The sequence below is a fragment of the Clostridium sp. genome (assembly GCF_018372875.1).
Taxonomy (GTDB): Bacteria; Bacillota; Clostridia; order Clostridiales; family Clostridiaceae; genus Clostridium.
This window is the reverse complement of sequence record NZ_JAHAIF010000053.1, coordinates 1-19,907: the sequence shown is the minus strand read 5'-3', so window position 1 is coordinate 19,907 and position 19,907 is coordinate 1. Positions and strand designations below refer to the sequence as shown.

19 protein-coding genes are annotated in these 19,907 nt (G+C 30.6%); all 19 read left to right on the top strand.

What is annotated here, in order from left to right; translation table 11 throughout:
• Positions 1 to 320: 320 nt before the first annotated feature.
• The 19 genes from rimP (at position 321) to recA (ending at position 19,813) form a co-directional block, all read left to right on the top strand.
• A complete protein-coding gene (rimP, locus tag KIB46_RS13735; RefSeq protein WP_156558850.1) occupies positions 321 to 782 on the top strand; it encodes a ribosome maturation factor RimP in 462 nt (153 codons plus the stop codon).
• A gap of 16 nt (positions 783 to 798) precedes the next feature.
• Positions 799 to 1,881 (top strand): transcription termination factor NusA, encoded by a 1,083-nt coding sequence (nusA, locus tag KIB46_RS13730; protein ID WP_027097541.1) that lies wholly within the window; start codon positions 799 to 801, stop codon positions 1,879 to 1,881.
• 12 nt (positions 1,882 to 1,893) lie between these two features.
• A complete protein-coding gene (locus KIB46_RS13725; RefSeq protein WP_049176924.1) occupies positions 1,894 to 2,160 on the top strand; it encodes a YlxR family protein in 267 nt (88 codons plus the stop codon).
• On the top strand, positions 2,153 to 2,467 hold the full coding sequence (locus tag KIB46_RS13720; RefSeq protein WP_291672622.1) for a ribosomal L7Ae/L30e/S12e/Gadd45 family protein: 315 nt from the start codon (positions 2,153 to 2,155) through the stop codon (positions 2,465 to 2,467). The genes KIB46_RS13725 and KIB46_RS13720 overlap by 8 nt, the downstream gene beginning before the upstream one ends.
• Positions 2,468 to 2,486: 19 nt before the next feature.
• Positions 2,487 to 4,568 (top strand): translation initiation factor IF-2, encoded by a 2,082-nt coding sequence (infB, locus tag KIB46_RS13715; RefSeq protein WP_291672621.1) that lies wholly within the window; start codon positions 2,487 to 2,489, stop codon positions 4,566 to 4,568.
• 13 nt (positions 4,569 to 4,581) lie between these two features.
• The gene (gene rbfA / locus KIB46_RS13710; RefSeq protein WP_156558853.1) at positions 4,582 to 4,932 is read left to right on the top strand and encodes a 30S ribosome-binding factor RbfA; all 351 of its coding nucleotides are present in this window, start codon (positions 4,582 to 4,584) and stop codon (positions 4,930 to 4,932) included.
• 1 nt (position 4,933) lies between these two features.
• Positions 4,934 to 5,905, top strand: a complete 972-nt coding sequence (locus KIB46_RS13705; protein WP_156558854.1) for a bifunctional oligoribonuclease/PAP phosphatase NrnA — start codon at positions 4,934 to 4,936, stop codon at positions 5,903 to 5,905.
• A 2-nt stretch (positions 5,906 to 5,907) separates the two neighbouring features.
• Positions 5,908 to 6,783, top strand: coding sequence for a tRNA pseudouridine(55) synthase TruB (truB, locus tag KIB46_RS13700; protein ID WP_291672619.1), 876 nt, complete (start codon positions 5,908 to 5,910; stop codon positions 6,781 to 6,783).
• A 16-nt stretch (positions 6,784 to 6,799) separates the two neighbouring features.
• Complete coding sequence (locus tag KIB46_RS13695; protein ID WP_156558856.1) at positions 6,800 to 7,726, top strand: bifunctional riboflavin kinase/FAD synthetase; 927 nt, start codon at positions 6,800 to 6,802, stop codon at positions 7,724 to 7,726.
• A gap of 120 nt (positions 7,727 to 7,846) precedes the next feature.
• Positions 7,847 to 8,110, top strand: a complete 264-nt coding sequence (rpsO, locus tag KIB46_RS13690) for a 30S ribosomal protein S15 (protein WP_156558857.1) — start codon at positions 7,847 to 7,849, stop codon at positions 8,108 to 8,110.
• A gap of 84 nt (positions 8,111 to 8,194) precedes the next feature.
• Positions 8,195 to 10,306 carry a polyribonucleotide nucleotidyltransferase gene (locus KIB46_RS13685; RefSeq protein ID WP_156558858.1) on the top strand — a complete coding sequence of 704 codons (2,112 nt, stop codon included), beginning with the start codon at positions 8,195 to 8,197 and terminating at the stop codon, positions 10,304 to 10,306.
• Positions 10,307 to 10,429: 123 nt separating this feature from the next.
• Positions 10,430 to 11,737, top strand: a complete 1,308-nt coding sequence (locus KIB46_RS13680) for a pitrilysin family protein (RefSeq protein WP_291672616.1) — start codon at positions 10,430 to 10,432, stop codon at positions 11,735 to 11,737.
• A 56-nt stretch (positions 11,738 to 11,793) separates the two neighbouring features.
• Entirely contained in the window at positions 11,794 to 12,075 is a 282-nt protein-coding gene (locus tag KIB46_RS13675; RefSeq protein WP_291672614.1) for a YlmC/YmxH family sporulation protein, read from the top strand.
• 16 nt (positions 12,076 to 12,091) lie between these two features.
• Positions 12,092 to 13,288 (top strand): aspartate kinase, encoded by a 1,197-nt coding sequence (gene dapG, locus KIB46_RS13670; protein WP_291672612.1) that lies wholly within the window; start codon positions 12,092 to 12,094, stop codon positions 13,286 to 13,288.
• A 69-nt stretch (positions 13,289 to 13,357) separates the two neighbouring features.
• Complete coding sequence (locus tag KIB46_RS13665) at positions 13,358 to 14,083, top strand: ATP-dependent Clp protease proteolytic subunit (protein WP_156558861.1); 726 nt, start codon at positions 13,358 to 13,360, stop codon at positions 14,081 to 14,083.
• Between the two features lie 82 nt (positions 14,084 to 14,165).
• Complete coding sequence (locus KIB46_RS13660) at positions 14,166 to 16,538, top strand: DNA translocase FtsK (protein ID WP_291672609.1); 2,373 nt, start codon at positions 14,166 to 14,168, stop codon at positions 16,536 to 16,538.
• 78 nt (positions 16,539 to 16,616) lie between these two features.
• The gene (gene rimO, locus KIB46_RS13655; protein WP_156558863.1) at positions 16,617 to 17,954 is read left to right on the top strand and encodes a 30S ribosomal protein S12 methylthiotransferase RimO; all 1,338 of its coding nucleotides are present in this window, start codon (positions 16,617 to 16,619) and stop codon (positions 17,952 to 17,954) included.
• Positions 17,938 to 18,528, top strand: coding sequence for a CDP-diacylglycerol--glycerol-3-phosphate 3-phosphatidyltransferase (pgsA, locus tag KIB46_RS13650; protein ID WP_156558864.1), 591 nt, complete (start codon positions 17,938 to 17,940; stop codon positions 18,526 to 18,528). The genes rimO and pgsA overlap by 17 nt, the downstream gene beginning before the upstream one ends.
• 235 nt (positions 18,529 to 18,763) lie before the next feature.
• Positions 18,764 to 19,813 (top strand): recombinase RecA, encoded by a 1,050-nt coding sequence (gene recA, locus KIB46_RS13645; protein ID WP_156558865.1) that lies wholly within the window; start codon positions 18,764 to 18,766, stop codon positions 19,811 to 19,813.
• Positions 19,814 to 19,907: the final 94 nt, after the last annotated feature.

Sequence of the window (19,907 nt, the reverse complement as noted above, 5' to 3'; positions counted from 1 at the left end):
TTAAAAGTAGGTTTGGGTAGGGAAATTATAAAAGTCAACTGTAGAATAATGGATATAAAAATAAGTGAAATTATTGCCAACTTTTACTTGACTCAAACAAATTTATCTAATTGCTTGTATTATTGAAAAAAGTATGATATTCTAATTTAAGAAGATTTTATTTCAGATAGCTAGAAAAAGGAGTGGGATACAATACCCGCTCTTTCTATTTGTAACGCAACTACTATAATAGTTGCGTTTTTGATTAGGTAAAAAATATTAAACTAGTATTTGGGAATAATAATCTTGAGAAAATTGAATATTGTAAAGGAGGTTTAAAAATGCAAAAAGATGGTTTAGTAGAAAAGGTATCAGCTCTAATACAACCAATTGCAGATGAATTAAACTATGAATTATACTATGTTGAGTATGTTAAAGAGAGCGGAGAGAATTTTCTAAGAATATACATAGATAAGGAAGAAGGAAGTATAAGTCTTACAGATTGCGAAACACTTTCTAGAAGAGTTAGTACTATGCTAGACGAAGAGGATCCAATTCCAGATTCATATTATTTAGAAGTATCTTCACCAGGTCTTAATAGAGGTTTATATAATGATAACCACTATAATAGATTTGTAGGAAGAGAAGTAGCAATTAAGCTAAGTGGAGCAGTTAATGGAAGCAAAAGTTTTAATGGTATACTAAAAGATGTAACAGAAGATTCAATAGTTGTTAATAATGGAGAAGATGTTACTATACCAAAAAATAAGATAAAAAAAGCTAATTTGGATGGGGAAATATAGCAAGGAGGATATAATAATGAATGAAGAGTTTATAGGCGCTCTAAAAGAACTAGTAAAAGAAAAGGGGATTAGTGAAGAATTAATATTCACAACAATAGAGGATGCATTAGTTGCAGCATATAAAAAGAATTATGCAAATATTAATACTTCAGCTCAAAATGTTAGGGTTAGCATGCATAGAGAAACAGGAGAAATACATGTATATGCACAAAAAGTAGTTTGTGATGAAGTATACGATGATGTAACTGAAATCTCTTTAGAAGAAGCTAAGGAAATAAGTCCAAAATATGATGTGGATGATATTGTAGAAATAGAAGTTACTCCAAAGAACTTTGGTAGAGTTGCAGCGCAATTAGCTAAGCAAGTAGTAACACAAAGAATAAAAGAAGCTGAAAGAAATATCATTTACAATGAATACAAGGAAAAAGAATTTGATATTATTACTGGTACAATCTTAAGAAAAGATAAGGGAATGGTTTTTGTTAATCTTGGAAAGCTTGAGGGAGTAATAGGACCAAATGAGCAAATACCTAATGAAGAATACAAGTTTAACGAAAAACTTAAGCTTTATATAGTTGAAGTTAAGAATGGATCAAAGGGAGCTCAAATACATGTTTCTAGAACACACCCAGGATTAGTTAAGAGACTATTTGAACTTGAAGTTCCAGAAATCTATAATGGAGTTGTAGAAATAAAGAGTATTTCAAGAGAAGCAGGATCTAGAAGTAAGATAGCTGTTTACTCAAATGATGAATCTGTAGATCCAATGGGAGCTTGTGTTGGACCTAAGGGTGCAAGAGTTCAAAATATAGTAAATGAATTAAAGAATGAAAAGATAGATATAATTAAATGGAGTAAATCTCCAGAAGAATTTATTTCAAATGCTTTAAGTCCAGCAAAGGTATTAAGTGTAGAAGTAGATGAAGATAATAAGTCTGCAAAGGTTGTAGTTGATGATAATCAATTATCACTTGCAATAGGTAAAGAAGGCCAAAACGTTAGACTAGCAGCTAAGTTAACTAACTGGAAGATTGATATAAAGAGCAAATCTCAAGCAGAAGCTTTAAAAGAAAGTGAAGAAGCTACTGTAACTGAATAATGAGGTGTTTTTATGAAAGTTAAGAAGATACCATTAAGAATGTGTACAGGATGTATGGAAATGAAGCCTAAGAAGGAATTAATAAGAGTTGTTAAAAGTCCAGAGGGTGAAGTTTCTGTTGATTTAACTGGAAAGAAATCAGGTAGAGGTGCTTATATATGTAAAAGTGGAGAATGCTTAGAAAAGGCATTTAAAGCTAAGAGATTAAGTAGAAACCTAGATGTAGCTATAAGCGAAGATATATATAATAGGCTAAAGGAAGAAATTGAGAATGAATAAGTTTTTTAATTTTTTAGGTTTAGCAAAAAGGTCAGGTAACATATTAGAAGGTTACAGTAAATGCAATGAGGAGAGAAATAGAAGAAAGCTTTTTCTATTTATAATTTCTCCAGATGCATCGGAAGCCACAAGAAAAAAGTTTAAAAATCATTGTAAGGAAAATAATATACCATATATTGAAGATTTCTCAAAAGAGGAATTAGGAGGAGCAGTTGGAAGACCAGAGGTTAAAATCCTATCTATTTTAGACCAGAACATGGCCAATAAGCTTAATGCTCTTTACGAGGAGGAAAAATATATGAATTAAAATATTCGGGGGTGACTGTATGTCAAAAATTAGAGTATATGAATTAGCAAAAGAACTAAATGTAAGCTCAAAAGAACTAATAGAATTATTAATGACAGAATTTAACGTTGAAGTGAAAAATCATATGAGTGTAATAGAAGATGAAGATGCAGCGTTAATAAAAGAATTATTAGGTGAGCCAAATAAAGATGAAGCTACAAAGGAAGTATCAGCAGATAAAGGTAGTATTGTTGAAGAGTACGAAGAGCAATTAAATGAAGAAGTTAACAAGGGTAACGGAAAGAAAAAGAAAACTAGAAAGCAAATTGCTGAAGAAAAGGCAAGAAGAGAACAAGAATTTGCTGAAAACACAATTTTAGAAATTGGTGAAACTATTACAGTTAAAGAATTAGCAGATTCTTTACAAAAGCCATATGCAGATGTTATTAAGAATTTAATGTTCTTAGGTGTAATGGCTGCTGTTAACCAAGAAATCGACTTTGAAACAGCTGCAAAGTTATGTGATAAGTATGAAATCTTATATGAAAAGAAAGAGGTATCATCTGAACTAGAAAGCTTAGAAGTAGATGTGGAAGATGATGAAAACTTAGTTAAGAGACCACCAATAGTAACAGTAATGGGTCACGTTGACCATGGTAAGACATCTTTACTTGATGCTATTAGAAAAACAAGAGTAACTAAGACAGAAGCTGGTGGAATTACTCAACATATAGGTGCTTACACAGTAACATTAAATGGAGAAGATATTACATTCCTTGATACTCCAGGACATGAAGCTTTCACAGCAATGAGAGCTAGAGGAGCTCAAGTTACTGATATAGTTATATTAGTTGTTGCAGCAGATGACGGAATAATGCCACAAACTAAAGAAGCTATAAACCATTGCAAAGCTGCAGAAGTTCCTATGATAGTTGCTATTAATAAGATAGATAGACCAGGTGCTAATATTGATAGAGTTAAGCAAGAATTAACTGAATTTGGATTAGTAGCAGAAGACTGGGGTGGAGATACTATATGTGTACCAGTATCAGCTAAGGAAGGGCAAAATATTGACCAATTATTAGAAATGGTTATATTAACTGCTGAAATGCAAGAATTAAAGGCTAACCCAGATAGAAAAGCTAAGGGAACAGTTATTGAAGCTAAGCTTGACAAGGGAAGAGGACCTGTTGCATCATTGTTAGTTCAAAGTGGTACTTTAAGTGTAGGAGATTCTATACTTGTAGGTTCTACTTATGGAAGAATAAGAGCTATGTTTGATGACCAAGGTAAGAAGATTAAATCAGCAGGACCATCAATTCCAGTAGAAATCTTAGGATTATCAGAAGTTCCATCAGCAGGAGATAGATTTATTCAAGTTAAGGATGAAAAGACTGCTAGATCTATGGCAGAAGCAAGAAAGGATAAGATAAAGAATGAAACTTTAAATGCTTCCCATAGAGTATCATTAGAAGATTTATATAGCCAAATAAAAGAAGGTACAGTTAAGGAATTAGCTATTATAGTTAAGGCTGACGTACAAGGTTCTGTAGAAGCTATAAGACAATCTCTTGAAAAACTTTCAACAGATGATGTTAAAGTAAGAGTAATTCATGGTGCTGTTGGTGCAATAACAGAAACAGATATAACTCTTGCAACAGCTTCAAATGCTATAGTAATTGGATTTAACGTAAGACCAGACTCAAATGCAATAGCTGCATCAGAAAGAGAAAAGGTTGATGTTAAGACATATAGAATAATATACGATGCTATAGAGGATGTTAAGTCAGCTATGGTTGGTATGCTTGAACCAGAATACAAAGAAGTTGTTCTTGGTAAGGCAGAAGTTAGAGAAACTTATAAGATTTCTAATGTTGGTACAATTGCAGGATGCTATGTATTAGATGGTAAGATTCTAAGAAACTCTGATATAAGAGTTATTAGAGATGGTATAGTTATATTTGAAAGCTCTTTAGCTTCATTAAAGAGATTTAAAGATGACGTTAAAGAAGTAGCAGCTGGATATGAGTGCGGCTTAAGTGTTGAAAAGTTCAATGATATTAAAGAAGGCGATATTATTGAATCATTCAAGATAGAGGCTATAAAGAGAAAAGAGCTTTAAAGAGGTGATATAAATGCCAAATTATAGAGGCGGCAGAATAAATGAAGAAGTTAAAAGAGAAGTAAGTAATTTAATTAGAAATGAAATTAAAGATCCAAGACTTACAGCTATGATTTCTGTAACTTCTGTAAAAGTTACTAAAGATTTAAGATATGCAAAGGTATATGTAAGTATATTTGCAAATAGCGAAGAAGAGAAGAAAAATAATCTTGATGCACTAAAGAGTGCAGCAGGTTTTGTAAGAAGAGAGATAGCACAAAGAATTAATTTAAGGCACAATCCACAAATAATTTTTGAAATAGATGATTCTATTGACTATGGTATGCATATAGATAGTTTAATAGAAAAGATTAAAGATAAATAATATGACTTTAAAAGATATTTCAAAAGATATTATTGAAAGTAAGAAAATAGGGCTAACCTTTCATGTATCCCCAGACGGAGATGCAATAGGAAGTACATTAGCCCTATTAAATGGACTTAGAGAACTAGGAAAAGATTCATATATAATATCAAGAGAAGTTATCGCAGATAACCTCTCTTTCCTACCTCTAGGAGAAGAAATTAATGGTGATATACCTGAACCTATAAAAGGAACAGATATGGTTATCGTTTTAGATTGTGGTAATTATGAAAGAATATGTGCAAATCTTGAAAATTATGATGGTAAGCTTATAAACATAGATCACCATGTTACTAATGAAAACTATGGAACAAGTAATTATGTTGAAGTATCATCTGCTGCAACAGCAGAAATTGTCTATTTACTTCTAAAAGAATTAGGTTTTGATTTTAAAGAAAAGGATGAAATTAATGAGAAAATAGGAAGATGTATATATACATCTCTAGTTACAGATACAGGTGGATTTAGACATTCAAATGTAACAGAAAGAACTCATAAAATAGCATCTGAGTTGATAGCAATTGGGGTTAATAATACCAAAATTCATAATAATCTATTTGATAATAGACCTTATGAAAAAATTAAACTTATTGGCGAAGCTTTAAACAATTTAGAGCTTTTACTTGATGGAAGGTTATCAGCTATAAAACTTTCTAAAAAACTTTTAGATTCTTATAATTTAGGGAACGTAGATACTTCTGATGTTATTTCTATGGCATTAGGGATAAAGGGAGTAGAAGTTGCCTTAGTATTAAAAGAAGTTGAAGATGGAGTGAAGGGAAGTTTAAGATCAAGAGAAGATTTTGATGTTAGAAAGGTTGCAGAGGTTTTAGGTGGTGGTGGCCATATAAAAGCTGCTGGATTTAAAATGAAAAATCTTTCATTGGATGAAGCTTTCAATAAAGTAATAATTGAAATAGAAAAAGAGATATAGATATGAATGGTGTATTAAATATATTTAAAAATTCAGGAATGTCATCTTTTGATGTTGTAAGAATTATAAGGAAGATTGCTTGTGAGAAAAAAGTTGGACATACAGGTACTCTTGATCCAGAAGCAATTGGTGTTTTACCAGTATGCTTAGGAAAAGCAACGAAAATAATAGATTATATTATGAATGATAAGAAGAGCTACAAGGTAAAATTTAAGCTTGGAGTTACTACAGCTACATATGATTTAGAAGGTGAAATATTATCGGAAACGGATACTTCTAATATTACAGTTGAAGAGACATTAGAAGCTATAAATAAATTTAAAGGAACATATAATCAAGTTCCACCTATGTATTCTGCCCTAAAGAAAAATGGAGTAAGGCTATATGAACTTGCAAGAAAAGGAATAGAAATAGAGAGAGAAGGAAGACCCATAACTATATATGATATTAAAGATATAGAAATCAATCTTCCGTATATATCTATGGAAGTAACTTGTTCTAAGGGGACATATATTAGAAGCCTTTGCTATGATATTGGTGAAGAATTAAGAGTAGGTGCTTGTATGACAGAGCTTAGAAGAACTGAAACATCTTGTTTTCATGAAAGAGATAGCGTTAATATTAATGATTTAACTAGTGAAAACATAAATAATTATATTATATCAATAGAGGATGCATTAAAATCCTATCCTAGACTTAAAGTTAATGAAGGATTTGGCAAGTTACTTATAAATGGTGTTAGAGTAATGGATAGAAGATTAACAAATGAAAAAATAGACAATAATATTCTATATAGAGTTTATGATGAAAATGATAAATTTTTAGGTCTTGGGAAAAGAGAACTTAATGGATTTAAAATTGAAAAACTATTAATATAGTAGGAGCTAATGAAGTATGAATGAGAAGCTTAATAGATTTTTAGAAGAAGGTACATATAGTTATGTTGCCCTTGGTAGCTTTGATGGTTTACATTCAGGACATTTATCATTAGTAAATAAGATTATTGAGCTAGCAAATGAAAACAAAGGTAGAAGTATAGTATATACTTTTAAAAATCATCCAAGAACTTTAATAAAAGGAACAACTCCTCCTAAACTACTTATGGATAATGAAAGTAAGGAAGAGATATTAGAATCTTTAGGTGTTGATTTAATATACTTTGAGGAATTTAATGAAGAATATATGAAATTAACTCCAGAGGGATTTATAAAATATTTATGTGAAAAGTTTAAAGTAAAAGGAATTGTTGTTGGATTCAATTATAGATTTGGATATAAGAATATTGGAAATATAGAGATGTTAAAAGAATTATCAACTAAGTATGGATATGAACTTTATGTAATGGAACCTTGCAATTATGAAAATGAAGTTATAAGTAGTACTAGAATTAGGAATGAATTATTTAATGGCAATGTTGACAAAGCTATGAAGATGCTTAATAGACCTTACATTATAAAAGGTAAGGTGGTACATGGTAAGAAACTTGGAAGAACTATAGGTTTTCCAACAGCTAATTTAGATTATTCTAAAGAAATTTTAATTCCTAGTAAAGGTGTATATTATACTAATGTAGAGTGGCAAGGTAAAATATATAAGGGAATAACATCTGTAGGTAATAATCCAACTGTTAATGGTAATAAATTAACAATAGAAACTTATATTTTAGATTTTAATAATGATTTATATGGGCATAATATAAAAGTATACTTTATTAAAAAGATACGTGATGAGAAAAAGTTTAACTCAATAGATGATTTAGTTATCCAATTAAAAAAAGATAAAAATTATGCTCTAGAGGAAAAGTTCTTTGTAAACTTATAAAAAATATTTACAATAAGAATGGCTTTTGTTATAATAGCCATTAGGAACCTAGTCCTATGTTTAAAGAATGCCAACTTTATACATGGCACTAAGGCGATAAATTATGGAGGTGCATTACGCATGGATAAGGCAAAAAAGTTAGAAATAATTAAAGAATTTGGAAGAAATGAACAAGATACTGGTTCTCCAGAAGTTCAAATCGCTTTATTAACAGAAAGAATCAATTCTTTAAATGGTCACTTAAAGACTCACAAGAAAGATCACCACTCAAGAAGAGGATTATTAATGATGGTTGGTCAAAGAAGAGGTCTTCTAAATTACTTAGAGTCTCAAGATATCGAAAGATACAGAGCTATTATCAAAAAATTAGGTTTAAGAAGATAATCTTTAGAGCGGATAACTCCGCTCTATTATTTTAAAATCACAAGAAAATTATGTAAAATGTAGATAGTGAAGGGAGGTCCTATCATGAATAAAGTATTAAGCAAAACCATTGCTGGTAGAGAGATGAAGGTTGAATTTGGTAAGATAGGGATGTTATCAAATGCAGCAATTTTTATGAGTTATGGGGATACAGTAATATTAACAAATGTTAATGCTTCAGAACAACCTAGAGAAGGTATAGATTTCTTCCCATTAAGTGTTGAATATGAAGAAAGATTATATTCAGTAGGTAAAATTCCAGGTGGATTTATAAAGAGAGAAGGTAGACCTACAGAAAAAGCAATTCTAAACGGTAGAGCAGTAGATAGAACAATAAGACCATTATTTCCAAAGGGATATAGAAATGATGTTCAAGTTGTATGTACAGTGGTTTCAGTTGAAAAGGATAACTTACCAGAAATTTTAGCTATTAATGCAGCATCAATGGCATTATGCTTATCAAGCATTCCTTATACAATTCCAGTGGCAGCAGTTCAAGTAGGATTAATAGATGGAAACTTTGTAGTTAATCCAAATGCTGAAGAAAGAGAAGAATCAATCATGCACCTTACTGTTTGTGCAACAAAAGAAAAGGTTATGATGATTGAAGCTGGAGGTAATGAAATTCCAGAAGACACAATGATAAAGGCTATAGAATATGGATTTGAAAGATGTCAAGATATAATTTCATTCCAAGAAGAAGCTATGGCTACTATGGGGAAAGAAAAAGAAGTTCCTGAATTATACCATGTTGATTTAGATGTAGAAAAGGATATAACTGAATTTGCTGGAGAAATGGTTCAGAAGGCAATGTACATCACTGATAAGGATGAAAGAAACTTAGCAATTGATGAAATCAATGAAAAGGTATCTGAAGAATTTGGTGAAAAGTATGCTGATAAGACTGGTGATATAAAAGAAGTTCTTTATAACATGCAAAAGAAAGTTGTAAGACATATGTTATTAAAGGAAAAGAGAAGACCAGATGGAAGAGCTTTTGATGAAGTAAGACCAATAAGCTGTGAAGTTGGTATATTACCAAGAACTCATGGTACTGGTTTATTTACAAGAGGATTAACTCAAGTAATGACAGTTGCTACATTAGGTTCAGTTGGAGATATTCAAGTATTAGATGGTATAGATGAAAGCGAAACTACTAAGAGATACATGCATCATTATAACTTCCCAGGATATAGTGTTGGAGAAGTTAAACCATTAAGAGGACCAGGAAGAAGAGAAATTGGTCATGGAGCATTAGCAGAAAGAGCTCTTGAACCATTAATTCCATCAGAAGAGGAATTCCCATATACTATTAGATTAGTATCTGAAGTTTTAAGTTCTAATGGTTCTACTTCACAAGCATCAGTTTGTGGTTCAACATTAGCATTATTAGATGCAGGTGTTCCAATAAAGAGACCAGCAGCAGGTATTGCAATGGGATTAATTACATCTGAAGATTTAAGTGAAGAAGCGGTATTAACTGATATTCAAGGAATAGAAGATTTCTTTGGAGATATGGACTTTAAGGTAGCTGGTACAACAGAAGGTATTACATCAATTCAAGTTGATACTAAGCTTCAAGGTTTCTCATTTAATGTAGTTGAGAATGCTATTAAAGATGCTAGAAAAGCTAGATTATTCATCTTAGATAAGATAAATGAATGTATAGGAAGTCCTAGAGAAGAAGTTTCTCTATATGCTCCAAAAACATCTATTATTCAAATAGATCCGGAAAAAATTAGAGACGTAATTGGAACTGGCGGTAAGGTTATAAACAAGATTATAGCTGATACTGGAGTTAAGATTGATATTAAGGAAGATGGTACAGTATTCGTATCTTCACCTGATCATGATGGAGTTAACGCAGCAATTAAAATTATTGAAGGTATTACTAAGGAAGTTCAAGTTGGTGAAGTGTACTTAGGTAAGGTTACAAAAATAACTACTTTTGGTGCTTTTGTAGAAGTTCTTCCGAATAAGGAAGGATTAGTTCATATTTCTAAGCTAGCTAAGGAAAGAGTTAATAAGGTTGAAGATGTAGTTACTGTTGGTGATGAAATCTTAGTAAAGGTTGTAGAAATAGATAATCAAGGAAGAGTTAACCTTTCTAGAAAAGATGCTTTAGCTGAAAACGAAGAAAATAAAGAACAAGAATAATATGAACACAAAAAGGGCAATTCATTGCCTTTTTTCTATATATATTGAAATATAGAATAAGATACCACGAATTACTTTATACTATATAAAGAGAATTCGTGATTTTTATTATAGGAGGAAAATATGTATAATTTTTATACTTTAAAAAATGGACTAAGAGTAATAACAGAAAAAGTAGATGGGGTAAACTCTATAAGTGTAGGGGTAATGATTCAAAATGGTTCTAGAAATGAAACTCCTGAAGTAAATGGAATATCACATTTTATTGAGCATATGTTTTTTAAGGGAACAGATAAGAGGACAGCAAAAGAAATTGTAGAATCAATTGAGAATATAGGTGGACAAATAAATGCATTTACAAGTAAAGAAGCTACTTGTTACTATATTAAAAATTTATACACTCATTTAGATTTATCTCTAGAAGTGCTTTCAGATATGATATTAAACTCAAAGTTTGATGGAGATGAAATAGAAAGGGAAAAGGGAGTAGTTATTGAAGAAATTAATATGAGTGAGGACAATCCAGAAGATGTTCTTGAGGATTTACATTCAAAAGCATGCTTTGATAATAATTCCTTAGCCTACCCAATTTTAGGGACAATTCATAAGGTTAAAAGTTTTACTAGAGATAAAATAAAGAATTTTATAAAAGAAAAATATACTCCATACAATACAGTAATATCTATATGTGGTAAGTTTGATGAAAAGGAAGTTGAAACTTTAGTAGAACAATATTTTGGAGGGTGGAAAAGTGATAATATTTATATTCCAACATACGGTGAAACTTTAGTACAATTAAACTCCATGACAGCTACAAAGGAGATAGAGCAACTTCATGTAAGCCTTGGGTTAAAGGGGCTTCCTTTTGGCCATGATAAGGGATATGGTCTTGTATTATTAAGTAATATATTTGGTGGTGGAGCATCATCTGTACTATTCCAAAGAGTAAGGGAACAACTAGGGTTATGCTATAGTATTTATTGTTACCCTCAACCATATCAAGGGGCAGGAGTATTAAATATATATGCTGGTCTTGGAAAGAATTATGGAGAAAAGGCTTTAGAAGCTATTAAGCATGAATTAAATAGCTTCGTTAAAGAAGGTATAACTAAAGATTTATTAGAGGTTAATAAGGAAAAGATAAAAGCGAATTATATTTTAGGATTAGAAAGTACTAGTTCAAGAATGTTTAGTAATGCAAAATCTGTATTATTTAAAAATAGAGTAACTACTCAAGAAGAGGTTATAGAAAAAGTTGATAGAATCAATATGGAGGATATTGATTTTGTATTAAAGGAATGCTTTGGAAGTGGAGTGTTAAATACTTCTTATGTAGGGCAAAATGTTGAGGCTGATAAGTTAAATTCTATAATATTAGACTCTGATAAAGCATATAATAATAAAAATAAATTTGGAAAAATAGAAATATAAGAATAAAATCTCTCTTTATATCATATGTATTATGTAGGTAATAAGGAGGGATTTTTATGTCAGGAGAAAAAATAAAGTTACTTAGTGAAATAGAAAGATATGAACTTATAAATATTAATGATGGAGAAAAGTACGATTATCTTCAAAATAATGACTTAGTAGTAGATGATGATGGAAAGATACGATATCTTATTATAAATACTACTGGAAGTAAGATGGGACTATTCAGTAGGTCTAGAGAGTTTTTAGAGATTCCATGGGAGTGTGTAAAGAAGATTGGATCAAGAACTATAATACTTGATGCAGAAGATAATGATGTAAAAAGAGCTAAGCTATAAATCTGGAGGTAATGACTTGAAAATAGTTATACAAAAGTTTGGTGGTACATCAGTTTCTACTAAGGAGAATAGAGAAAAAGTAATGGCTAAAGTAAAGGAGTCAATTGATAATGGATATAGTCCTGTAGTTGTTGTATCAGCAATGGGTAGAAAGGGCAGTCCATATGCAACTGATACTTTACTTTCTTTAGTTAATGAAAATTTTATAAAAGAAAATAAGTTGGCAGCAGATCTTTTAATGTGCTGTGGAGAAATAATTAGTTCTGTTGTAATGTCATCAGATATGAGCAGTAAAAATATTGAGGCTTTTCCTATGACAGGTGGACAAGCTGGGTTAATTACTAATAAAAATTTTGGTGAAGCTACTTTAATTTCAACTAATGAAAAAGAAATATTAGATGTAATATCACAAGGAAGAGTTCCTGTTGTAACTGGATTCCAAGGTGTAACAGAGAATGGATACTTTACTACATTAGGAAGAGGTGGAAGCGATACTACAGCTTCAATACTTGGAGTAATGTTGGATGCAGAAAGAATTGAAATATATACAGACGTTGATGGAGTAATGACAGCAGATCCTAGAATAGTAAAGAGTGCATCAGTAATTGATATTATAAGTTATGATGAGGTATTCCAACTTGCTGACCAAGGTTCTAAAGTAATACATCCTATGGCTATTGAGTATGCTAGAGAAGGTAATATTCCTATTATGATTAAAAATACTTTAAATGATACGATAGGTACATTAATTAATAGTGTGGGAGATAGAAAGAAGAGAAGATTAATTACAAGTATAACTAATCATGATAATAGAATTCAGGTTACCCTAAATCTTGATGATAATAAGGGGAATGATAGATATAATGATGTGCTAGAAATAATAGCTGCAAATAAGATTAGTTTAGATTTAATCAATATTTTTCCAAGGCAACAAGTATTCACAATATCTAAAGTAGCAAAGGATATTGTAAAAGATATATTTGATAAATTAGATTTGAAATATACATTAATAGATAATTGTAGTACTATAGCCTTAGTGGGAGCAGGAATGAAGGGAATACCTGGTGTTATGGCGAAAATTTATAAAACATTAAGTGATAGCAATATAGAAGTGTTGCAAACTGCAGATTCGCATATGACTATTTGGTGTTTGATTCATACTGAAAACTTAGAAAAAGCTATAAATGCTCTTCATAAAGCCTTTAAACTTTAAAATTGTATCTTATAAAGTATAAAAACATTCCTCCTGTACAAAATAAAACTGTACAGGAGGAATGTTTTTATGGAGGATATTAAATTAACAAATAAGTCAACAAAATCAGGAAATGAAGAAACGCAAGAAGAATTAAAAGAAAACACTGAGAAAATGAAATCTGTTAAGGAATATGGTAATACAACGATGGCAGTGCCTAATGAAAGAATTCAAGTCCTTTCAATAATAGGGCAAATTGAAGGACATAATGTTTCGCCAGCCCAAACCAAAGCAACTAAGTACGAACACGTAATACCACAACTAATTTCTATAGAGCAAAATAAAAATGTAAAAGGTGTGCTAATTGTATTAAACACAGTAGGAGGAGATGTTGAAGCTGGCCTTGCAATATCAGAAATGATAAATTCAATTTCTAAGCCAACAGTTTCAATAGTTATAGGAGGAGGTCACTCTATAGGTGTACCTTTAGCTACTTCTGCTGACTATTCTTTTATAACTCCGTCAGCTACTATGATAATTCACCCAATAAGAATGAATGGATTTATTATAGGAGTTTCACAAACTTTCGATTATTTTAAGAAGATGCAAGAGAGAATTAATGATTTTATTGTAAGAACTTCCAATATTAAATTAGAAACATTAGAAGAGTTTATGATGCAAACAGATGAATTACTAAATGATGTAGGAACTATGTTGATTGGTAAGCAAGCTGTAGATTGTGGACTTATAGATGAAGTTGGGGGAATAAGTAAAGCCCTTGAAAAATTAAATGAATTAATAGGAGATGAAAAATAGGGATGTAAGCCCTATTTTTTTTTCCTTTATTAAAAGGAATTAAGGAGAAAGTGTAGAAATTATTATGATGGGGTGATTTTAAGTGAGTAGAAGTAATAGTAAAAGAAAAAACACAAAAGAAACAAATAAAAAAGTACAAAGTCATAATAGTGAAATTACTGGAATTATATTTATAGCATGTGGAATGCTGAGTACAGTATCAATATATACAAACCTAGCTGGATTTTTATCTACATTTTCACAGAAGATATCACATTTACTATTAGGAATAGGAGCTTATGTAGTACCTATATATTTAATTTATTTAGGATATAATTATTTAAAGGGAAGAGGAAAAATAAATCTTGATAAAAAGTTTTATGGTATTACTCTATTTGTTGGGGTAATTATTTTATTTTCAGGAACATTTTATGTAGAATCATTAAATAATATTACCTTTGGAAAGGGTATGAGTAATATAATTCAAACAATAGTAAAATCCGATTATGGATTTAATGGAGGTCTTGTTGGACATATTATATCTTATCCTCTATTTAAAATACTTGGATTTGTAGGTTCATTTATTGTGTATATAGCACTTATAATTATAGCTTCTATACTAACATTTAGTATTTCAATTTTTGATTTAGGTGAAAGAGCAAATGTAAAAAGGAAAGAATTTAAAAAGAGAAGAGAAATTTCACCAAAAATCAAGAATGAAGAAAGAAATGACTTTATAAATGTAATTGAAAAAGAAGAAAAACTAGAGCCCAATAGGGAAGAATTTTTAAAGGGAGTAAATCATAAAATAAAGATCCTTGATTTTATGAAAAATGCAACTATTGATGATGAGCTTGAAGTGGCTATAGAAAATAACACAGAAAAAGAAATATCTTCATTTATTAACAAGGAGGAATCTATGCCCTCTGTTAAAAAAGAAAAGCTTGATAATGGAATAAAGGAAAGTGTGAATAAAGAAATTGAAGATATACTAAATGAAGATAAAGAAGAAATAGAGAAAAAAGAATATGTATTTCCTAATACAGAGCTTTTAAATGTTAATAATAAAACTAAATTAAATAGCTCTGATAAAAAAGAATTAATTGATAGTGCAAGTAAGCTAGAAGAAACTCTAGGAAGTTTTGGAGTAGATGCAAAAGTTGTTCAAGTTACAAAGGGACCTTCAGTAACTAGATTTGAACTTCAGCCTAGTCCTGGTGTAAAAGTTAGTAAAATAGTAAATTTATCAGATGATATAGCATTAGGTCTTGCAGCCTCTGGGGTGAGAATTGAAGCACCTATTCCTGGAAAGGCAGCAGTTGGTATAGAAGTGCCAAATAAAAAACAAACACCAGTATTTTTAAGGGAAGTGCTAGATTCAAAAGAGTTTACTAGTAGTAATAAAAAGTTAGCCTTTGCCTTAGGAAAAGATATAGGAGGAGCTTGTGTTGTAGGAGATTTAAGTAAGATGCCACATACATTAATTGCAGGGGCTACTGGTTCTGGTAAGAGTGTATGTATAAATTCTTTAATTATAAGTTTACTATATAAATATTCTCCTGATGAAGTTAAGTTACTTATGGTTGACCCTAAGGTTGTTGAGCTAAATGTTTATAATGGAATACCACATCTTTTAATTCCTGTAGTAACAGATCCAAAGAAAGCAGCTGCTGCATTAAATTGGGCTGTTAATGAGATGACAAAAAGATATAATCTTTTTGCTGAAATGGGAGTAAGAAATATTGATTCATACAATGCTTTAATAGATAAAGGAATTATTGAAGAGAAGTTGCCTTATATAGTTATAATTGTAGATGAGCTTGCTGATTTAATGATGGTTTGTCCTAATGATGTGGAAGATTATATAGGAAGGTTGGCACAAATGGCAAGAGCAGCTGGTATGCATCTTGTTATAGCAACACAAAGACCATCTGTAGACGTAATTACAGGTGTTATAAAAGCCAATATACCATCTAGAATTTCATTTGCGGTTTCTTCTCAGGTTGACTCGAGAACAATACTAGATTCAGCTGGAGCTGAAAAATTACTTGGTAAAGGTGATATGCTTTATTATCCTGTTGGTGAGAGTAAACCTCAAAGAGTTCAAGGATGTTTCATCTCAGAAGAGGAAGTTGAAAAGGTAATAGAATTTATTAAGTCAGAAGAAAAAGATGCGGTTTATGAAGAATCTATTTTAGATCATATAAATAATGAAACAGAAGGTAAGAATATAGATGGTGGTGATGATGCTGATGAGTTGTTACCAGAAGCTATAAACTTAGTAATTGAATATGAGCAGGCATCAACATCTTTCTTGCAAAGAAGACTAAGAGTTGGATTTAACAGAGCTTCTAGAATAATGGATCAGCTAGAAGAAAGGGGAATAATTTCGCCTAAAGATGGAAGTAGACCAAGGCAAGTTTTGATGAAAAAAGAAGATTTACTCCATAATTCAGATAATATGGAAGAAAATTAACTTGTAATACTTATAAAAGCGATATAAAATGTTTTTGATATAGTATTAAAGTAGAGTAATACACAGGAGGAAACACATTTGAAAAAGTATAAAGTTGGAATGGTTAGCTTAGGCTGCGATAAGAATAGAGTAGATGCAGAAATAATCCTAGGTAGAATGAGTGAGCAGTACGAAATAACAAATAATCCAAAGGAAGCAGATATAATAATAGTAAATACTTGCGGTTTTATAGAGTCTGCAAAGCAAGAATCTATAGATACAATTTTAGAGATGGCAGAATATAAGAATAAGTACAAGTGTAAAATGTTGATAGCTACAGGTTGTCTTACACAAAGATATGGAAAAGAGTTACAAGAATTAATGCCAGAAATAGATATTACTCTTGGAGTTAATGACTACGAAAAGATTAATGAATATATAATGAATTTTATTAATAATGATGAAAAGTTAATAGAGGTAAATTATTCAGATCAAAAGATTAATGAAGGTATAAGAATTCTTACAACAAAATCTCATACAGCCTACTTAAGAATAGCAGAAGGATGTAACAATTTCTGTACTTATTGCATTATTCCTAAAATAAGAGGGAAATTCAGAAGTAGAGATAAAGAAAGCATTATTAAAGAAGCTGAATTATTAAGTAAGAGTGGTGTAAAAGAATTAATTTTAATAGCTCAAGACTTAACTATGTATGGTACAGATCTTTATGGTGGCCAAAAGTTACATGAATTATTAAGAGAATTATCAAAAGTTGAAGGAATTGAATGGATAAGACTATTATATTGTTATCCAGAAGAAATTTATGATGAATTAATAGATGAAATAGCTAACAACAATAAAGTAGTTAAATATTTAGATTTACCAATACAACATATAAGCAATAACATTTTAAAATTAATGGCAAGAAAAACAAGCAAAGAAGCTATAATAAATAAGATTGAAACATTAAGGGAAAGAATTCCTAGTATTGTAGTAAGAACTTCTTTAATTGTAGGGTTCCCAGGTGAAACAGAAGAAGATTTTAATGAATTAACAAAGTTTTTACAAGATTATAAATTAGATAATGTAGGGGTATTTAAATATTCTCAAGAAGAGGGAACACCAGCTGCAAATATGGAAAATCAAGTGCCTGAAGAGATAAAGGAAATTAGAGAAAGAAACTTAATGTTAGTGCAACAAGAAGTGGCAAAAGAAATAAATGAATTGAAAATTAGTAATATTTATGATATTCTTGTTGAAGGACATAATGGAGAATATTACTATGGAAGAAGTTATGAAATGGCTCCTGAAATAGATGGTGTAGTATTCTTTGATTCAGAAGATAATATAAAAACTGGGGCAATAGTTAAAGTTAAGATTACTGATTGTGCCGATTATGATTTAATGGGAGTTGTGGTTTATGAATCTTGCAAATAAATTAACTGTAATTAGAATCTTTTTGGTTCCCATCTTTTTAATATTTATTGCTGTTCAAGGTATACCATATGGTACATTTATTGCAACATTTATATTTATTTTAGCATCACTTACAGATAAGTTAGATGGATATATAGCTAGAAGCAGGAATCAAATAACTAACTTTGGAAAGTTTATGGATCCCCTTGCAGACAAGCTACTTGTAACATCAGCTTTAATATCGTTAGTAGAGCTACAAATGGTACCTAGTTGGGCAGCTATAGTTATAATTGCAAGAGAGTTTGCTGTATCTGGATTAAGAACAATAGCAGCTTCAGAAGGAAAAGTAATAGCTGCTAGTTGGTGGGGGAAGATAAAGACAGTAATACAAATAATAGCTATAGTGTTATTGTTATTACAATTTAATATTACTACATCTTCATACTTAACAAATTTAGTTGAATCAAGTGGCTTTTGGAACTGGTTCTTCATGAATGTACCTAGTTGGATATTAAATATATCTGTAGTAATAACATTAATATCTGGTTGGGATTATTTTAGAAAGAATAAGCATACAATTGATATGAATAAATAAGATACATGTGAGATCGTACTAATATATTTAGCACGATCTCTTTTCTTTACTGTCTAGAAAAGTATAAAATTTAATAAATATATATATGTATAAAAACAATCAGTTATGATAATACTAAAGAAGAGTTTGCCATAAAATGGAGAAAAGAAAGTTTTGTGTTGACTATAAATAATAAATACTATATAATATGATTATAGAACATAAGTTCGTTTGTGAAAGAGGTGTAAGAATAAAAATGAGTAACATAAATATGGATAAATTAAAGGCTATAGAAAGTGCTATGAGCCAAATAGAAAAGCAATTTGGTAAAGGTTCAGTAATGAAATTAGGAGAAGATAGTACATTAAGTATTGATTCTATATCAACAGGATGTTTAGATCTTGATATAGCACTTGGAATTGGTGGAGTTCCAAAGGGAAGAATAGTAGAAATATACGGACCTGAAAGTTCAGGTAAAACAACAGTTGCATTACATATTGCTGCTGAAGCTCAAAAGGCAGGGGGAGCAGTAGCTTTTATTGATGCTGAACATGCTTTAGATCCTAGTTATGCAAGAAAGATTGGTGTTGATACTGAAAATCTTATAGTTTCACAACCAGATACAGGAGAACAAGGTCTTGAAATAGCAGAAGCATTAGTTAGATCTGGTGCTATTGATGTTCTTGTAGTTGACTCTGTTGCTGCATTAGTACCAAGAGCAGAAATTGAAGGAGAAATGGGTGATTCTCACGTAGGGTTACAAGCAAGACTTATGTCTCAAGCATTAAGAAAGTTAGCAGGAACTATTAATAAAACTAATTGTGTTGCTATATTCATAAACCAATTAAGAGAAAAGGTTGGGGTTATGTTTGGTAATCCAGAAACTACAACAGGTGGTAGAGCACTTAAATTCTATGCTTCTGTAAGATTAGATGTTAGAAGAATAGATTCAATCAAGCAAGCTGATGCTATAATAGGTAATAGAACTAGAGTAAAAGTAATGAAGAATAAGGTTGCTCCTCCATTTAAACAAGCTGAGTTTGATATTATGTACAATGAAGGTATATCAAGAACAGGTAATATAGTAGATGTTGGAGTTAAGGAAGGAATAGTACAAAAGAGTGGAGCTTGGTTCTCTTATGGAGATGTTAGATTAGGTCAAGGTAGAGAAAATGCTAAGATTTACTTAAAGGATAATCCTGAAGTAGCATTAGAAATTGAAAATCAAATTAGAGAGAAACATTCTTTACCTTTATATGTTGGTGAAGTTGCTGTTAAAGAAGAAGTATCTACAGATAAAGAATAAAAAAGGGGCTGTATCAGATTAAGGTTTTTTACCTTAGGCTGATACAGCCTTATTTTTATAATTTTAAATTTTATTCATAACTTTATATGTATTT

What these genes read in the sequence shown, in the direction of transcription:
- KIB46_RS13720 (WP_291672622.1), top strand. Translation starts at nt 2,153, where the DNA reads ATGAATAAGTTTTTTAATTTTTTAGGTTTAGCAAAAAGGTCAGGTAAC.
- KIB46_RS13725 (WP_049176924.1), top strand. Translation starts at nt 1,894, where the DNA reads ATGAAAGTTAAGAAGATACCATTAAGAATGTGTACAGGATGTATGGAA.
- infB (WP_291672621.1), top strand. Translation starts at nt 2,487, where the DNA reads ATGTCAAAAATTAGAGTATATGAATTAGCAAAAGAACTAAATGTAAGC.
- nusA (WP_027097541.1), top strand. Translation starts at nt 799, where the DNA reads ATGAATGAAGAGTTTATAGGCGCTCTAAAAGAACTAGTAAAAGAAAAG.
- rimP (WP_156558850.1), top strand. Translation starts at nt 321, where the DNA reads ATGCAAAAAGATGGTTTAGTAGAAAAGGTATCAGCTCTAATACAACCA.
- KIB46_RS13685 (WP_156558858.1), top strand. Translation starts at nt 8,195, where the DNA reads ATGAATAAAGTATTAAGCAAAACCATTGCTGGTAGAGAGATGAAGGTT.
- truB (WP_291672619.1), top strand. Translation starts at nt 5,908, where the DNA reads ATGAATGGTGTATTAAATATATTTAAAAATTCAGGAATGTCATCTTTT.
- pgsA (WP_156558864.1), top strand. Translation starts at nt 17,938, where the DNA reads ATGAATCTTGCAAATAAATTAACTGTAATTAGAATCTTTTTGGTTCCC.
- KIB46_RS13680 (WP_291672616.1), top strand. Translation starts at nt 10,430, where the DNA reads ATGTATAATTTTTATACTTTAAAAAATGGACTAAGAGTAATAACAGAA.
- KIB46_RS13695 (WP_156558856.1), top strand. Translation starts at nt 6,800, where the DNA reads ATGAATGAGAAGCTTAATAGATTTTTAGAAGAAGGTACATATAGTTAT.
- rpsO (WP_156558857.1), top strand. Translation starts at nt 7,847, where the DNA reads ATGGATAAGGCAAAAAAGTTAGAAATAATTAAAGAATTTGGAAGAAAT.
- rbfA (WP_156558853.1), top strand. Translation starts at nt 4,582, where the DNA reads ATGCCAAATTATAGAGGCGGCAGAATAAATGAAGAAGTTAAAAGAGAA.
- KIB46_RS13675 (WP_291672614.1), top strand. Translation starts at nt 11,794, where the DNA reads ATGTCAGGAGAAAAAATAAAGTTACTTAGTGAAATAGAAAGATATGAA.
- KIB46_RS13705 (WP_156558854.1), top strand. Translation starts at nt 4,934, where the DNA reads ATGACTTTAAAAGATATTTCAAAAGATATTATTGAAAGTAAGAAAATA.
- recA (WP_156558865.1), top strand. Translation starts at nt 18,764, where the DNA reads ATGAGTAACATAAATATGGATAAATTAAAGGCTATAGAAAGTGCTATG.
- KIB46_RS13665 (WP_156558861.1), top strand. Translation starts at nt 13,358, where the DNA reads ATGGAGGATATTAAATTAACAAATAAGTCAACAAAATCAGGAAATGAA.